The 14,458-nt window shown below is 45.4% G+C and carries 15 protein-coding genes; 8 read left to right on the top strand and 7 right to left on the bottom strand.

Annotated features, from left to right (window positions below; genetic code table 11):
* Window positions 1-303: 303 nt before the first annotated feature.
* Window positions 304-1,467 (bottom strand): radical SAM family heme chaperone HemW, encoded by a 1,164-nt coding sequence (hemW, locus tag DX060_RS07490; RefSeq protein WP_115011869.1) that lies wholly within the window; start codon window positions 1,465-1,467, stop codon window positions 304-306.
* A 72-nt stretch (window positions 1,468-1,539) separates the two neighbouring features.
* Between hemW and ggt the strand changes: the two genes are divergently transcribed.
* Window positions 1,540-3,213, top strand: a complete 1,674-nt coding sequence (ggt, locus tag DX060_RS07485) for a gamma-glutamyltransferase (protein ID WP_115011868.1) — start codon at window positions 1,540-1,542, stop codon at window positions 3,211-3,213.
* A gap of 118 nt (window positions 3,214-3,331) precedes the next feature.
* On the opposite strand, the gene thiE is transcribed toward ggt, so the two are convergent.
* Together thiE and DX060_RS07475 are read right to left on the bottom strand one after the other, a co-directional pair.
* Window positions 3,332-4,204: a thiamine phosphate synthase gene (gene thiE / locus DX060_RS07480; protein WP_258552253.1), complete on the bottom strand. Its 873-nt coding sequence runs from the start codon at window positions 4,202-4,204 to the stop codon at window positions 3,332-3,334.
* An 11-nt stretch (window positions 4,205-4,215) separates the two neighbouring features.
* Window positions 4,216-6,162, bottom strand: coding sequence for a sensor histidine kinase (locus tag DX060_RS07475; RefSeq protein ID WP_115011867.1), 1,947 nt, complete (start codon window positions 6,160-6,162; stop codon window positions 4,216-4,218).
* Between the two features lie 191 nt (window positions 6,163-6,353).
* Here DX060_RS07475 and DX060_RS07470 point away from each other — a divergent pair, with 191 nt between their 5' ends.
* From DX060_RS07470 to DX060_RS11420, 7 genes are all read left to right on the top strand, one after another.
* Window positions 6,354-7,199, top strand: coding sequence for a substrate-binding domain-containing protein (locus tag DX060_RS07470; protein WP_115011866.1), 846 nt, complete (start codon window positions 6,354-6,356; stop codon window positions 7,197-7,199).
* A 133-nt stretch (window positions 7,200-7,332) separates the two neighbouring features.
* Entirely contained in the window at window positions 7,333-8,292 is a 960-nt protein-coding gene (gene rsmH / locus DX060_RS07465; RefSeq protein ID WP_115011865.1) for a 16S rRNA (cytosine(1402)-N(4))-methyltransferase RsmH, read from the top strand.
* A gap of 17 nt (window positions 8,293-8,309) precedes the next feature.
* Complete coding sequence (locus DX060_RS07460) at window positions 8,310-8,621, top strand: hypothetical protein (protein WP_115011864.1); 312 nt, start codon at window positions 8,310-8,312, stop codon at window positions 8,619-8,621.
* Window positions 8,622-8,698: 77 nt separating this feature from the next.
* On the top strand, window positions 8,699-8,950 hold the full coding sequence (locus DX060_RS07455; RefSeq protein ID WP_115011863.1) for a YfhL family 4Fe-4S dicluster ferredoxin: 252 nt from the start codon (window positions 8,699-8,701) through the stop codon (window positions 8,948-8,950).
* Window positions 8,950-10,407 (top strand): Ppx/GppA phosphatase family protein, encoded by a 1,458-nt coding sequence (locus DX060_RS07450; protein ID WP_115011862.1) that lies wholly within the window; start codon window positions 8,950-8,952, stop codon window positions 10,405-10,407. Before DX060_RS07455 ends, DX060_RS07450 begins: the two co-directional genes overlap by 1 nt.
* A gap of 7 nt (window positions 10,408-10,414) precedes the next feature.
* Window positions 10,415-11,338, top strand: a complete 924-nt coding sequence (locus tag DX060_RS07445) for a lipid A biosynthesis lauroyl acyltransferase (protein ID WP_115011861.1) — start codon at window positions 10,415-10,417, stop codon at window positions 11,336-11,338.
* A gap of 179 nt (window positions 11,339-11,517) precedes the next feature.
* Window positions 11,518-11,685 carry a hypothetical protein gene (locus DX060_RS11420; protein ID WP_181814235.1) on the top strand — a complete coding sequence of 56 codons (168 nt, stop codon included), beginning with the start codon at window positions 11,518-11,520 and terminating at the stop codon, window positions 11,683-11,685.
* Window positions 11,686-11,728: 43 nt separating this feature from the next.
* Here DX060_RS11420 and pgp3 read toward each other — a convergent pair whose 3' ends face one another.
* The 4 genes from pgp3 to purE are packed head-to-tail and all read right to left on the bottom strand — an operon-like array spanning window position 11,729 to window position 14,455.
* The gene (pgp3, locus tag DX060_RS07440) at window positions 11,729-12,583 is read right to left on the bottom strand and encodes a peptidoglycan metallopeptidase Pgp3 (protein ID WP_115011860.1); all 855 of its coding nucleotides are present in this window, start codon (window positions 12,581-12,583) and stop codon (window positions 11,729-11,731) included.
* A gap of 20 nt (window positions 12,584-12,603) precedes the next feature.
* Window positions 12,604-13,458 (bottom strand): damage-control phosphatase ARMT1 family protein, encoded by an 855-nt coding sequence (locus tag DX060_RS07435; protein ID WP_115011859.1) that lies wholly within the window; start codon window positions 13,456-13,458, stop codon window positions 12,604-12,606.
* The gene (locus DX060_RS07430) at window positions 13,459-13,947 is read right to left on the bottom strand and encodes a DUF3972 domain-containing protein (protein ID WP_115011858.1); all 489 of its coding nucleotides are present in this window, start codon (window positions 13,945-13,947) and stop codon (window positions 13,459-13,461) included.
* Window position 13,948: 1 nt separating this feature from the next.
* Window positions 13,949-14,455 carry a 5-(carboxyamino)imidazole ribonucleotide mutase gene (purE, locus tag DX060_RS07425; RefSeq protein ID WP_115011857.1) on the bottom strand — a complete coding sequence of 169 codons (507 nt, stop codon included), beginning with the start codon at window positions 14,453-14,455 and terminating at the stop codon, window positions 13,949-13,951.
* Between the last annotated feature and the right edge of the window lie 3 nt (window positions 14,456-14,458).

Genomic DNA, 14,458 nt, shown 5'->3' with positions numbered 1-14,458 from the left:
AACGCCCAAAATCCCCATACACAAAAGCAGAATCAAACTCACTGAAACAACGATCTTGCTCCCTATGCTTAGCCTATTAAACATTGCTTCCTCCTTGATTTGTCAAATACAAAATTCTATTTTTTTTTTTTTGTCAAGTCAAGGAAATAGCGCAGATATAAGGAGTGCTGTGGCGATCCATAACAAGCCTAGATCCAGCACAAACCACACAAACCTAGAATCCACTTTTGAAATAATGCTAACAAACGCAAAAAGTGGATTCTAGGCTTGCTTTGAAGCTCCATCGCTTGCTCATCGCCTGCCCTATTCACGCATAAGCCATAGCACGATCTCATCAGCCAGAAATATATCACGCGCCACAAGCCTGCCACCTCGCAAAAAACACATTTTTTCCTCTAGTAAAATACTTAGGCGATTGGGATTGATAGACGCAGATACCGCAGCAATATCCACGCCCACTTCACTCCTAAGCCCCAAAAACACCGCCTCAAAGGCTAGGTCGCTTGGGGCTAGAATCTCACACGCCTTTGCCAAAGGATCTGCTAGGTATGCTCGCAAGTCCTTTTGCCGCTCATAGCGCACCTGCCCTACCCTACCCACTGCCCCCACACCGCAGCCTAGATACTCCGCCCCAGCCCAATATTTGCGATTGTGTAGGCATTTGTAAGGGCGGGCGAAGTTGGAGACTTCATAGTGGCAAAAGCCCTGTGCTAGGGCTACTTCACACACGATGTGTGCTTGCTTCTCTAGGCTGTCTTTTTGCGCTAGGCTTGGCGTGGCTAGGGATTTATGCTTATGGGCAAAGCGCGCGCCCGGCTCTATCATAAGCGAGTAGGCAGAGAGGTGATCAATATCTAGCGCACAGGCTTTTTGCATATCCGCACGCAGCGTGGCTTCATCATCAAAAGGCGTGCCATACATCATATCAATGCTTCTATGTGGGAAGACTTGGGCGATTTCTAGGGCGTGGTAAATATCTCGCCCGCTATGATCGCGCTCTAAAAATGCGAGCTTGCGCGGATCAAAGCTCTGCACCCCTAGGCTAATGCGCCCTACTCCTAGGCGCGAGAGATCGCGGCACCATTGTGCTTGGAGGGTGTTGGGATTGGCTTCTATGGTGATTTCTTGGATACTTTGCATATCGCAAAATCGCGCGATTTGCTCAAATATCAGCGCATACGCGCTGCTAGGCAGTAGGCTTGGCGTGCCACCACCGATATAAACACTCTCAAGCTCCATAGGCGCGAAGTCGCTAGAATCCAGCTCTGCAAGGCTAGATTCTAGGGCTGGATTTATGAGTATAGATTCTAGCTTCTTAGCCCTATACGCACTAAGCGTGTAGCTAAGATCACGCAACAGGCATTGTATGTAGGCTTGCTGCACACTAGAATCCACCCCCGTATAAGAGCTAAAGGCGCAATACCCACACTTACTTGTGCAAAATGGTATATGGATATATAGCACCATAGCTACTCCGTTGTATTAGTCTCAAAAATTTGGATAGAATCTTAGCTTATTCTAACTTTTCAAGGAGCAATGATGAAGAAACTTTTCGTATTTATAGTGTGTGCGTTCCTAAGCACACAGAGCTTTGGGGCGAGCTATTTGCCTATCACAGATCTAAAAGGCAATGGTCTAGCAGTCTCTACGCACGAGCTAGCAGATAGCATAGGGCAAAAGGTGCTAGACTCTGGCGGGAATGCCATTGATGCGGCAGTAGCAGTGGGCTACGCGCTATCAGTCGTGCATCCAGCAGCAGGCAATATCGGTGGCGGAGGCTTCGCGCTAATCCACCTAGCAAATGGGCAAAACATCACCCTAGACTTCCGCGAAGTAGCTCCCGCAAAAGCCACGCGCGATATGTATTTGGACAAAAATGGCAATGTCATACAAGATCTTAGTGTTGTAGGCTATCTAGCTGCTGGCGTGCCGGGCACGGTAAAGGGTATGAGTGCTATGCTTGATAAATATGGCACCAAAAAGCTAGCCGATCTCATCGCGCCCTCTATCGAGCTAGCGGAAAAGGGCTTTGCTATCACAGAGCGACAAGCCCAAACAATGCTAGAAGCCCAAGGCAATCTAGCCAAATTTGCAAGCTCTAAGAAGTATTTCTTAAAGCCAGATGGCAGGACTTATAAGCAAGGTGAAATTCTCGTGCAAAAAGATCTTGCCAAGACTTTGCGACTCATCGCCCAAAAGGGTCCTGATGCGTTCTACAAAGGTGAGATTGCTGGAATGATCGAAGCAGATATGAAGAAAAATGGCGGGATTATCACCAAGCAAGATCTAGCACAATATGAAGTTGTATGGCGCAAGCCTGTGGAGGGGACTTATAGGGGCTATAAGATTCTCTCTATGTCTCCGCCAAGCAGTGGTGGCACGCATATTATCCAAATCCTAAACACCATAGAAAACGCCAATATCACAAAGCTAGGCTACCAAAGCTCGCAAGCTATCCACATCATCGCTGAAGCTATGCGCCAAGCCTATGCGGATCGCTCCGAGTATATGGGGGATCCTAGCTTTGTCAAAATCCCATTAGATAAACTTCTAAGCAAAGCGTATGCAAAAAGCATTTATGCCAATATCAAGCCAAACGCCACGCCAAGCAGTGAGGTAAAGCCAGGTCTTGGACCAATCCACGAGGGCAATAACACTACGCATTATTCTGTCGCAGATAAATGGGGAAATGCCGTGAGTGTAACCTATACGATCAATGGCTCTTTTGGTGCGTATGCGGCGATCGATGGGGCAGGATTTTTGCTCAATAACGAAATGGACGATTTTTCCATTAAGCCCGGTGTGCCTAATCAATTTGGGCTAGTGGGTGGCGATGCCAATGCCATTGAGCCGGGCAAACGCCCTCTAAGCTCGATGTCTCCTACAATCGTGCTAGATAAAAGCAACAAGCTCTATATGGTAGTCGGCAGCCCCGGCGGTGCTAGGATCATCACCACCGTGCTGCAAGTCATCATCAATGTGATTGATTACAAAATGGACATAGCTCGCGCGGTAGAATCTAGTCGCTTCCATATGCAGTGGCTCCCTGATGAGCTGCGGCTTGAAGCCTTTGGACTTGGGCAAGATACTAAAGACAATCTTACTAAAATGGGCTATAAACTTGTAGAGCTCCCTGATATGGGCGATGTGAATGCGATCCTTATCAATAACGGAGTAATGCAAGCCGCCCACGATCCTAGGACAGAGTTTTAGATCTAGCTAGGCTTACTTAGTTTTTGCGCTAGGGCGTGCAAGCCCTAGCACTCTCCCTAAACCCCCTACTCTCTATCAATCTCTTAAACAATCTCTTAAAGTAGATCTACTTATATCACTAACACTTATGCAAGGCATTGTGCAGGGCTTTGGCATTATGAGCTATGGTATCTAGGCGGTCTTGCAAGGTGGATTCTAGCTCCAAAATCTCCTGTGCGGAGTTTTTTACATTTTTGGCATTATCCCTAGAATCCACTTTTTCTCTAGAATCCACTTTTTCTAAAGAAGCTGCGTTTTCTAAAGAAACTGCGTTTTCACTAGGGGCATTTTTCTCTGTCATTGCGAGACACTGCGTAGCAGTGGCGTGGCAATCCATTTTTTGCGATGTATCAAAAGTGGATTCTAAGAGGCTAGAATCTTGGGGACTATAAGACCATAGAGAGCTTATCACTGCGTGCATATCGGCGTTTTTTAGCAGGTGGATATTATGAGTGCTAATGCCACCGATAGCACAGATTGGTATGCGTAGCTCTTGCTTGGCTTGGGGCAGGATCTCAAGCGGTGCAGGCGTGGCATTGGGCTTTGTAGCAGAGGGGAAAAACGCGCCAAACGCCACATAATCCGCCCCCAAAGACTCTAGAATCTTTGCTCTGTGTAAATCCCCATAGCTTGAAGCACCTAAGATCCCGCCAAACTGCTCTCGCACACGAGCAAACTCCCCATCATCTCTGCCGATATGCAATGCCGGGGCATTAAGCCTTAGGGCTAGCTCTAGCCTGTCATTTAGCACAAAAAGTGCGCCATACCGCTCACACAGCCCTAAAAGCTCCTTAGCAATGGGATAAAGCCACGCATCGCTATGGCTTTTATCGCGCAGCTGAAAGATCCTAACCCCAGCTTTAAGAGCGGATTCTACACATTTAGGCAAAATCGCATAAGGTGTTAGGCTCTCATCACTTATGGCATAAATGCCTTGTAGTTTTTGTGGCATTATGGATTCTGTCATAGCGTGTTTGTGTGTGGCGTGTTTTTGTGGGTGTTTTTGTGTGGCGTGGCTTTTGGGGCAGCAAATACCACGACAATCTCGCTGCCGCTACTAGAATCCACTTTTACACTAGAATCCGCATTTGCACTACAATCCACTTGAGAGCGCAGGAATATATGGGCATTGTGGTAGATCGCTATATGCTTGACTATGGATAGCCCAAGCCCTGTGCCGCCAAGCTTTTTACTGCGGCTTTTATCTACGCGATAAAATCGCTCAAACACGCGCTTTTGCTCGTCCTTTGGGATCCCTATGCCGCTATCTTTGATGGCAATAGCAATGGTATCTTGCTCTAGCGGGAGTGGGAGACTTGCCGTGATATGGGTGAAGTGCGCAAAGTCTTGGATATAAAATTTCGCGCGAGTGATGCGGATTTCTAGCAAGCCTTGCTGGGCGTTGTATTTAATCGCATTTTCGCAAAGATTATAGAGCATATCTTCTAGCAAACGCGCTACACCATTGATAGCACACTGCTCCTCATCGCACAGCACCTGCACGCGCAGCTGTTTGTCAGCGATTAGGGGCGATAGAGATTGCAGCACCTTGTGGGCTACTTCTTGGATATAAATCGTGCTAGTCTCTAGCTCCGCGCCACCTTCATCAAAAAACGAGAGCTTTAAAATATCATTGATGATTTCCAGCAGTCTTTTGCACTCATCATAGATTTTGTCAAAAAATAGCATAAAGTCTTTTTGCGGGATTAGCCCTTGGCGCATCATCTCGCTACTTGCCATAATCACACTTAGCGGAGTTTTTAGCTCGTGTGTAACATTCGCGCTAAACTCCTTGCGCATTGCGTGGATTTGGTTTTTTTCATTACGATCAAGCAGCAGCACGACAAAGGCTTTGGGCTTTAGCTTCCCCCAAATAGGCAAGGCAATGCACTCGATGTAATTATCGTGTATTTGTAGCTCGCTTGTTTGGATCTGGGGAGAAAGCAGATCGATAAATGCAAAAATCTCGTGTGCTACATACAGCTCTGGCGACTCTGGTGTGGCATTAGTAGCAGAGATGGATTCTAGGCTTGGGAGCAGGGTCTTTGCCTTGGTGTTGTAGCTTAGAATCTGCTTTTTTGTATCAATTAGCACTAAGCCTTCATTGATATTTTGGCTAATTGCTTGGAACTGCTGCTGCTGGTGGCGGATAATTTTAAGCTGCTTTTTAAGGCGTCTTTTTTGCGCGATGAGCTTATCAAAAAACGGCACAAGCTCGCGGTAAGGTGCGCGGAATTTCTTGCTATCTAGGGTGGAGAGATTATTAAGCGGAGCGATGATAGATCTTGTCAAGTAGCTTGTGATGATCGTGCTTAGCAGCAGCGTAAGGATAAGAAGTCCTGCCATATAGCCCAAAATAGGCAGTAAAAACGCATAAATGTCCTTTTGATTCATAGAGATCCGCAAGATCAGCCGATATTCAGGCAAATAGCTTGCATAATACAGGGCTTTATAGAGTGTGTTTGTGGATTTGCGCTCGATATAGCCCTTGCCAATGCTTAGTGCCATTTGCACCTCTTCTCGGTCTTTGTGATTATCTAAATCCACCGCGCTAATGGTGTTATCATACACGACAACGCCCTCTTCTGTGATGAGTGAAATACGATAGGGGTATTGCGCCCAAAAGGAGAGATAATCAGTATTGTGCATTTGTGTGATGAGCTTTTTGGACTCTTGCTCTAAATGCTCATAAGCCCATTTTTGCCCAATGGCATCAGCTGCTAGAAAAAATAGCGCGAAAATCACAATCTCCACTCCCGCTACAAGCCCAAAAATCGAGTAAAAAATCTTTGCCTGCAAGGACTTTGGCGGTGGAGATTTGGGCGGATTGCTATTATCAGTGTTGGCGTAGGGGGTGCTGATTTGTGGGCTGCTAGCTTTGTGCGTGATTGATAGGCGTTGGCGTGGCATTATAACTCTTTAGCAAAATCTATTTAGAAAAGCGGCATTGTAGCAAAGCTTTGGGCATTAGTATTCTTTAGGATTCTAGTGTTTGCCATAGGGCTTAAACATTTACTATATTTTTACAAAACTTACTTGACACTTTACAATGGACTATTACCATTCTACTTGCATTCTGCAAATTTATTAAAGGAGTTCTTATGAGAACATTTGCTTTCCCAAAAGCGTTGAAGAAATTTGTCTTGGCGTTTAGCCTATGCTCTGTAACACTTGCTAGTGCTGCACCTATCAATCTCGTATCTCGAGAAGAAGGCTCAGGCACTAGGGGAGCGTTTGTAGAGATTTTTGACCTCTTGCAAAAACAAGGTGATAAAAAGATCGATATGACTTCACCACGCGCAGAGATCACAAACTCCACTGCCGTTATGCTCACTACAATCGCACGCAACAAAAACGCGATCGGCTATGTATCGCTTGGCGCATTAAACGATAGCGTAAAAGCCCTAAACATCGATGGTGTAGCCCCAAGTGTAGAAAATATCAAGAGCAAGAAATACACCATCTCTCGCCCATTCCTTGTCATCACAGCCAAGCCAAACCCACTTGCAGATGACTTCCTAGGCTTCATCGGCTCAGACAAAGTGCAAGACACTATCGTCAAAGCTGGCTATATCCCAACAGAAGCTAAAGCATACACGCCTAAAAACCCCGAGGGCAAAATCGTCATCGCTGGCTCTAGCTCTGTAACACCTCTTATGGAAAAGCTCAAAGAACTCTACATCGCCCAGAATCCAAAAGCCACGATCGAAGTGCAGCAATCAGATTCTACAACGGGAGTTAATGCCACAGTGCAAGGTATCGCACATATCGGTATGGTAAGCCGCGAGCTAAAAGATAGCGAGCTAGCAAAGGGTGTAAAGCCACGCGTCCTTGCTCTTGATGGTCTAGCAGTGATTGTCAATCCAAAAAACTCTCTTAGCAATCTCTCAAAAGCTCAAGTCAAAGACATCTTTAGCGGTAGTATTAAAGATTGGGATCTTAAATAATCCACTTTTAGACTACACTTCTTATAAGCCCTACTGCTTGGTGGGGCTGATTTACCTTAGTTTTATTAAAACTTCTTTAGCATTACACTTTCACTTCGTTGATAGAATCCACTTTTACAGATTGGGATAGGATATGCGACATATTCCTGTGCTTATGGAGCAAGTAGCTAGTGTTTTTGCGCCGTTGCGCTCTTACTCTAATGCCGTGTTTATCGACTGCACGCTGGGGCTTGGCGGACATAGCAAAATGATCTTAGAGCTATGCCCAGACCTTACACTCATCGGGATCGATCAAGATGCTAGTGCCATAGCACTTACTAGGGAAAATCTAGCTGATTTTAGCGATCGCCTAGAGATTTTACACACAAACTTTGCGCAAGGATTCTTACAAGCCCTAGATCTAGCACACGCCCAAAATAAGCGTATAGCAGGTGTGCTAGCAGATATTGGGGTAAGCTCCTTGCAGCTAGATACACGCGAACGGGGCTTTAGCTTTGTGAGTGAAAGGCTTGATATGCGTATGGATACGCGCCTATCGCGCAATGCCAGCTCTATCATCGCAGAATTTTCTCCATACGCACTAGAAGAGCTACTGCGCGATTATGGGCAAATAGTAGAATCCAAAAAAATGGCGCGTATCATAAAAGAGTTTGCCAGCACACAGCCGCGCGATGAAAGTGGATTCTACAATGCACGCGATTTAAGCGAGCTTCTCTCTAGGCATTTCCCTAAGCATAAAATCCACCCTGCCACGCTTGCTTTCCAAGCTTTGCGCATAGCAGTCAATGATGAACTTACTGCCCTACAAACCCTGCTAGAATCTATCTCTCAAGCTAGCACAAGCCCCAGCCTGTGCGGAGCTATTGTTGGCATTATCAGCTTTCATTCACTAGAAGATAGGCTTGTAAAAGAGTGCTTTAAGACTTTATCAAAATCCTGTATCTGCCCAAACGATGCCCTGCGCTGCGTGTGTGGAGACAATCACGCCAAAGGCACAATCCTAACCAAAAAGCCTCTAGTAGCAAGCCTAGAAGAAGTGCGCGCTAATCCACGCGCAAGATCGGCTAAACTTCGCGCTTTTGCGCTACAATAATCGCCCAAGGAGACATAATGCCAGATACCCATAATGATCTTTACCAAGATATACGCGTAGATTCTAGTGAGAAATCAGCTCTCTATGATGATGAGCCTGCAAGCGGACTGCATATACGCTATTTGATCATCGTATATGGGGGGTTGTTTCTTGCCTTGCTTATTTGTATGCCTAAAATCTGGCTTTCTAGCTCGATCTACTACATTAGTCGCGACATCAACAAGCTCCAAACCCAAAGCGATCTACTCAAAGAAGAAAACAAACGCCTGCAAAATGAGCGTGAATCCCTGCGCTATCAATACCTCAAGACACAATCCACCACGCGTTAAGATTATGATATTTCAAGGGAGTTTAAGAAGTTTTTGGATAGAAACACGCTTTATTTTATCACCCACAAGGAGAGAATATGAGCTTAATGATCAATGATGAATGTATCGCTTGCGATGCGTGCCTAGAAGAATGCCCAAATGATGCGATCGTAGAGGGCGATCCAATTTATACGATTGATCCAGATTGCTGCACAGAGTGTGTGGGGTATTATGATGAGCCAAGCTGTGTGAGTGTCTGCCCTAAAGATGCCATTATCCCAGATCCGGATAATAGCGAGAGCTTAGAAGAGCTGAAATACAAATTTGAGCAGCTTAACAAAGGCGAGTAATGGCAAAAATTACTGCAGTGATTGACATTGGCTCAAACTCTGCAAGGATGGCGATTTTTGAAAAGACAAGTCGCTATGGATTCCGGCTTATTTATGAGTGCAAATCACGCGTGCGGATTTCTCAAGGCTGCTATGAAAATGACGGATTCTTGCAAGAAGCCCCTATGCGCCGTGCGATCAACGCACTTAAAGAATTCCACGCTATCGCTAAAAAATACACCGCTAGAAAGCTACTTTGCGTAGCAACTTCAGCTGTGCGCGATGCGCCTAATCGCGCAGAATTTCTCCACAGAGCTAGAAAAGAGAGTGGGATAAAAATAAAAGTCATCGATGGGGCAAAAGAAGCGTGGTATGGTGGGCTAGCGTGTGCTAATCTCTCTCATAGAAAAAGTGGCATTACCATTGATATAGGTGGGGGTAGCACGGAGTGTGCGATCATAGAAAATGGCGACATCAAGGAAGTCATATCGCTGCATTTAGGCACAATCCGCTTAAAGGAGCTGTTTTTTGACCGAAAATCCCTAGATGAAGCAAAGCAGTTTGTCAAACAAGAGCTGCAAAAAATCCCCCCGCATTTCACCCACGATAATATCTTTGGTATCGGTGGGACGATCCGCGCACTAGCCAAAATCACAAGCAGGCAAAGAAAATACCCGATAAAAACCATCCACGGCTATGAAATCGCTATCAAAGATGCAAAATCCTTTATCCAGACTATCTATAAGGCAAAAGAAGAAGATCTAGGAGGGCTTGGGGTATCGCTAGATCGGCGCGATAATATCCGCTCAGGTGCGCTAATATTCTCTATGCTACTAGAGCATTTTGGGGCAAAATGTATCACAGCAAGCGGTGTGGGGGTGCGAGAAGGAGTGTTTCTAGCTGATATGCTACGCACGCAAAAATACCGCTTCCCACAAGGGATCTATCCGTCGCTTATCGCCTTGCAAGATCGCTTCAAAGTGCGCACCAAATGGGGAAAATCAATCGCTAAAGAAGCTAATGCGATCTTTGATGCGCTCGCTAGCGTGCATAGACTTGATGAAAGCAACAAGCGATATTTGCATATTGTGTCGCAATTATGCGATGTGGGAGGGTTTTTGAATTTTTATGGGCGGACGGATCACGGAGCGTATTTTTTGCTACACGGGCTTGATTATGGATTCTCACATACTGATAGAGCAGTGCTATGTCTCTTGCTTGAATACATCAACAAACGCATACCCAAAGATGACGCTATAGCCCATATCACAGATATTATGCCACCTATTGAGCATTTGCAATGGCTAAGCTTTATCCTATCGCTTGCGTATGCTTTATGTCTCACTGGTGATCATTGCTTGCAATATAGCTTTGAGAACAACACGCTTTTTATCACTGCAGATTCTAAGCTAGTGCTAGCTAGAGAATCTATCGCGCATATAATTCCACCAGCACAGCTTAGCGTGATCATCTCCTAGGTGCAAGATGAATATAGTTGGCGTATTGCTTGGAGCATTTGTGGGCGTGCTAGGATCAATCCTTGCGATCGTGCCACATCGAGTGTTTTTGCTCTGTGTGAAAAGCCTTGGATTTTTAATGTGTCTTTTGGACAACAAACGCCGCTATAATGACGCGCTGACAAATTTGGATTTTATCTATGGAGATTCTCTAACTCTCGCCCAAAAGCGCGCGATCATCAAGCGTTGCTACCAGAATTTTGCCTTTGTGATTTTAGAGAGCATTAGAATCCCCAAAATCCCCTACCATATCCACAAACAACGCTTTGATATTATCGATGAGCATTACATACTAGATAGCTTGCGTAAAGATGGTAGTGCTGTGCTTGTATCGGGGCATTTTGGATATTGGGAGGCATTGGCGACTTTTCTCCCCCCTCGTCTAGAGCCAAGCAAAATGGCAAGCCTAGGGCGACTCACAGGGATTGATAGTATCGATAAGCTTATTATTTCTCGTAGGGAGCTGCAAGGCGTGCGCTTTATTGATAAGGCAGGGGCATTTAGAAATTTACTTAGATTCTACACGCAGGGCAATGCTGTGGCTGGGATCTTAGTGGATCAAAGTATCTCATCAAATGAAGGCGTATGTGTGGAGTTTTTAGGAAAGAAAGCAAGCCACACGCCCATAGCTTCTGTGCTTTCACGCCGATTTAATATCGCCATTGTGCCGGTGTTTATCGATATGAATAAAGACTACTCGCGCTTTGTTATGCGCTTTTTTCCGCCTATTTATGCGCCACACACACAAGATCCCACAAGCGATCTAGCGCAAGCCACACAAGCTCAAGCAGATATTACAAGCAAAGTCGTGCGTAGCAATCCAGCAAGCTGGTTTTGGTTCCATCGGAGGTTTAAGGACTACTACCCAAATCTCTATGCCAAAAAGCCCTAGAATCCCCAAAAAGCTACAAAAGCCCCACCGCAAAGCGTAGCTTCTTTAGAAAACAAGGGATACCGCTCGGCGTAGCCGATGTTTCTTTAGAAAACAAGCGACAGCAGTGCAAGGCGTGGGCACGCAAGCAGGTTTCTTTAGTAACCCCTAGAATCCTTGTAGCAGACAATCAGGGCGGTTTGAAAAATCCGCCGAAAATCAAAACCAGCCGCAAAGTAAAAAAGTGGATTCTAGCGACACTGCCCCTTTTTCTGTCATTGCGAGACACTACGCTAGCAGTGGCGTGGCAATCCACAAAAAACACAAGCACACAAACAGTGGATTCTAACTTGAGTGCCCTACCCTAGTCTTAAACTAGAATCCACTTTTTAGATTCTAGCTAAGCACGCTCTAAATACTACTAGACACGCCAAAAAGCGCGTTGATTTGCTTGATGAAGTCTAGTGGATCAATCTGCACGCCATTACACACCACGCCAAAATGCAAATGCGCTCCACTTACCCTGCCTGTCGCACCGCTTAGGGCGATTTTCTCACCCTTGCGCACAAACTTTCCAGCACGCACCAAAAGCTTGCTATTATGAAAATATGTCGTATAAATCCCATTGCCGTGATCAATCACAACCGACTTTCCCGATATAAATCGATCCTTAGCCAGCACCACCACCCCATCATTCACCGCATAAATCGGTGTGCCTTGCGGTGCTCGAAAATCTGTCCCACTATGGAAGCTATGCACTTCGCCATTAAATACACGCGCACCGCCAAAGGGGCTTGTGATAGTAACGCGCTTTACCGGATAGGCAAATGGCTTTGTCCAGTAGGTGGCTTTGCGGTTGTGTTTATAGATCGCTAATACCTCTTCACGCTCTTTGGCAATGCGTTTTTGCTCTTTCTTGCTTGGGTGGATTTTACTGCTGTCTAGGACTTTGATGGACTCTTGTTTGTAGGGTGCTTGCTGGATAGTGATTGCCAAATCACTAGATAGTCGCACTACTGCAGGCTTAGTATGATAGCCAATAGGCACTAGAGCGATTTTTTGCTTAGGTTGTGTCGGGTGCTTAAGCCAAGTGATTGTGCGCTTATCTATTGCTAGCGGGGTGGGATTGGGACTACTGCTATAAGCGATAAAAAGCTTGCCATTATAGGCAGTATGTGTGGCGTGAGTGCCATTAGCCTTTGCGGTGGATTCTAGAGCTACTGCAAGGATCGCACAGGCAAGAAGTAAAATCCAATATCTGCGCATACATTTCCTTTATGTGGATTCTATATAGATTCTGGGGCTAGATTTTTTAGCACAAATTTACCTTGTGTATGTTGCAAAAAATTTGCCACCACCGCGCACTTAATCTTAAAAAGCAAAAACACTCTAGGATCAGCTTTATCTTCTAAACACTCAAAATTCCCCATACCCTTTGCCAAAACCACATCAGCCCTATCATACAAACCCCTAGCATACGCGCTAGCATCATCATACAAAAACCCCGGCGAGCGCACCCCAGAATCCACCACTTCACATATCTCTAAAATTGGCGAGTGATTATCGCGCAAATCTTGCAAAGTAATGTCATTGATGATAGGTGCGCCACGCGTGAAGTAATACACCTTAAGCTGCGGATACAGCTGCATTACAAGCTTTATGCACTCACTATCAAACACATCTTCTCCAGCATTATCGCCAATATATACAAGCTCCCGTGCGCTAGCTAATCGCTGCTTTAAATTGCTTATATCATAGATAGCAAACTCCATAGAATCCATATCAAATAAACACGATTCTATATCAAATTCATCTGCACTGCCATAGTCGATGATATTGCCAAGTGCTGCGAGCTTAATTGCAGATTCTAGTGTGTGTGGCATATCAGTATGTGCTTTGATTTGCTCTAGTGCTATTTTTGCCTTTTGTATGCTTGCAATCTTTTGGTCGTGATATAAATCCATCTTTGCGACAAAATCCCCAATCGCCCTATAAACATCTATCGCAAGCTTTGGCGGAGGGCAAGATGGCGGAGCTTGGGGTATGGGTAGAGTGATATGGGCTTGGGTTTTTATATGATGCAATATAGTGCGCCTAGCTTGCTTGTGTAGGCAAGCTAGGCATTCTTGTGTCGCTTGCACCTATTTATTTCCGCTAAGATCAGAGACTTTCCCCCACATAAGCCGATATTTACGCTTCATAAACTCTAGCTCTTCTCTAGCGGATTTTAGCTCTTCGCGCATTACATCAATGGTCTTTTTGTCATCATCATAGACTTCTTGCATAGAAATCAATGCTTCTTTTAAAAAACTATTTTCACTTTTAAAAGCACTGATTGTTTCATCTTTGGCTCCAATGACCTTCTCGTGCAAACCCATAATAGTATGGATCGTGCGCTCGACAAAGACAGGGTCATAAGCCACGCCATTAGCCTCTGCACTAGTTAGTCCTGTCTGCACGCGATTGACTAGTGCATTTGTGCTGCTTTGTGCTTCGATGAAGATCTGCCCATCTTCTTCCTTGCTTGCGATAGAGCCATTTTCGATCATCTCTTTTACTTTTTGCTCTTCAAGACCAGAAAGCTTGATAAATTCGCTAAACTCCAACCACGCAGCGTTTTTTGCTTCCATATTACCCCCTATTTGGTAGTCTCACTTCAATGCTTTTAGAATCTTGCTCAATTTGCACAACTTTTGCCGCCCTATCTGCAAGCAATTTTTCCGCTAAGTCCTTATTACCAATAGCTAGAATCTGCACCGCCATATACGCAGCATTGAGCGCACCAGCCTTACCCACAGCCATACAAGCTACCGGCATACCTCCGGGCATTTGCACAGTAGAGAGCAAAGCATCAAGCCCATCAAGCACTCCACCAGATAGCGGGACTCCTATGACAGGCTTTGTCGTTTGCGCACACACTGCCCCAGCCAAATGAGCCGCCATACCAGCCGCACAGATAAATACTTTTGCACCTTTGGATTCTGCTTGTTTGATATAATCTTTTGTCCTATCAGGGCTTCTATGCGCGGAGCTAATTAGCACTTCATACGGGATAGAAAACGACTCTAACGCCTGCAAACAATGTCGCATAATTTCATAATCACTCTTGCTACCCATAATCACGCTAACAAAATCCATCAT

The sequence above is a fragment of the Helicobacter canis genome (assembly GCF_900451095.1).
GTDB classification, from domain to species: domain Bacteria; phylum Campylobacterota; class Campylobacteria; order Campylobacterales; family Helicobacteraceae; genus Helicobacter_B; species Helicobacter_B zhangjianzhongii.
The sequence above is the reverse complement of the archived record's forward strand: the minus strand, read 5'-3'. Positions and strand labels throughout refer to the sequence as shown.

Coding starts and splice junctions, on each gene's coding strand:
- hemW (WP_115011869.1), bottom strand. CDS start 1,467: ATGGTGCTATATATCCATATACCATTTTGCACAAGTAAGTGTGGGTAT.
- ggt (WP_115011868.1), top strand. CDS start 1,540: ATGAAGAAACTTTTCGTATTTATAGTGTGTGCGTTCCTAAGCACACAG.
- thiE (WP_258552253.1), bottom strand. CDS start 4,204: ATGCCACAAAAACTACAAGGCATTTATGCCATAAGTGATGAGAGCCTA.
- DX060_RS07475 (WP_115011867.1), bottom strand. CDS start 6,162: ATGCCACGCCAACGCCTATCAATCACGCACAAAGCTAGCAGCCCACAA.
- DX060_RS07470 (WP_115011866.1), top strand. CDS start 6,354: ATGAGAACATTTGCTTTCCCAAAAGCGTTGAAGAAATTTGTCTTGGCG.
- rsmH (WP_115011865.1), top strand. CDS start 7,333: ATGCGACATATTCCTGTGCTTATGGAGCAAGTAGCTAGTGTTTTTGCG.
- DX060_RS07460 (WP_115011864.1), top strand. CDS start 8,310: ATGCCAGATACCCATAATGATCTTTACCAAGATATACGCGTAGATTCT.
- DX060_RS07455 (WP_115011863.1), top strand. CDS start 8,699: ATGAGCTTAATGATCAATGATGAATGTATCGCTTGCGATGCGTGCCTA.
- DX060_RS07450 (WP_115011862.1), top strand. CDS start 8,950: ATGGCAAAAATTACTGCAGTGATTGACATTGGCTCAAACTCTGCAAGG.
- DX060_RS07445 (WP_115011861.1), top strand. CDS start 10,415: ATGAATATAGTTGGCGTATTGCTTGGAGCATTTGTGGGCGTGCTAGGA.
- pgp3 (WP_115011860.1), bottom strand. CDS start 12,583: ATGCGCAGATATTGGATTTTACTTCTTGCCTGTGCGATCCTTGCAGTA.
- DX060_RS07430 (WP_115011858.1), bottom strand. CDS start 13,947: ATGGAAGCAAAAAACGCTGCGTGGTTGGAGTTTAGCGAATTTATCAAG.
- purE (WP_115011857.1), bottom strand. CDS start 14,455: ATGGATTTTGTTAGCGTGATTATGGGTAGCAAGAGTGATTATGAAATT.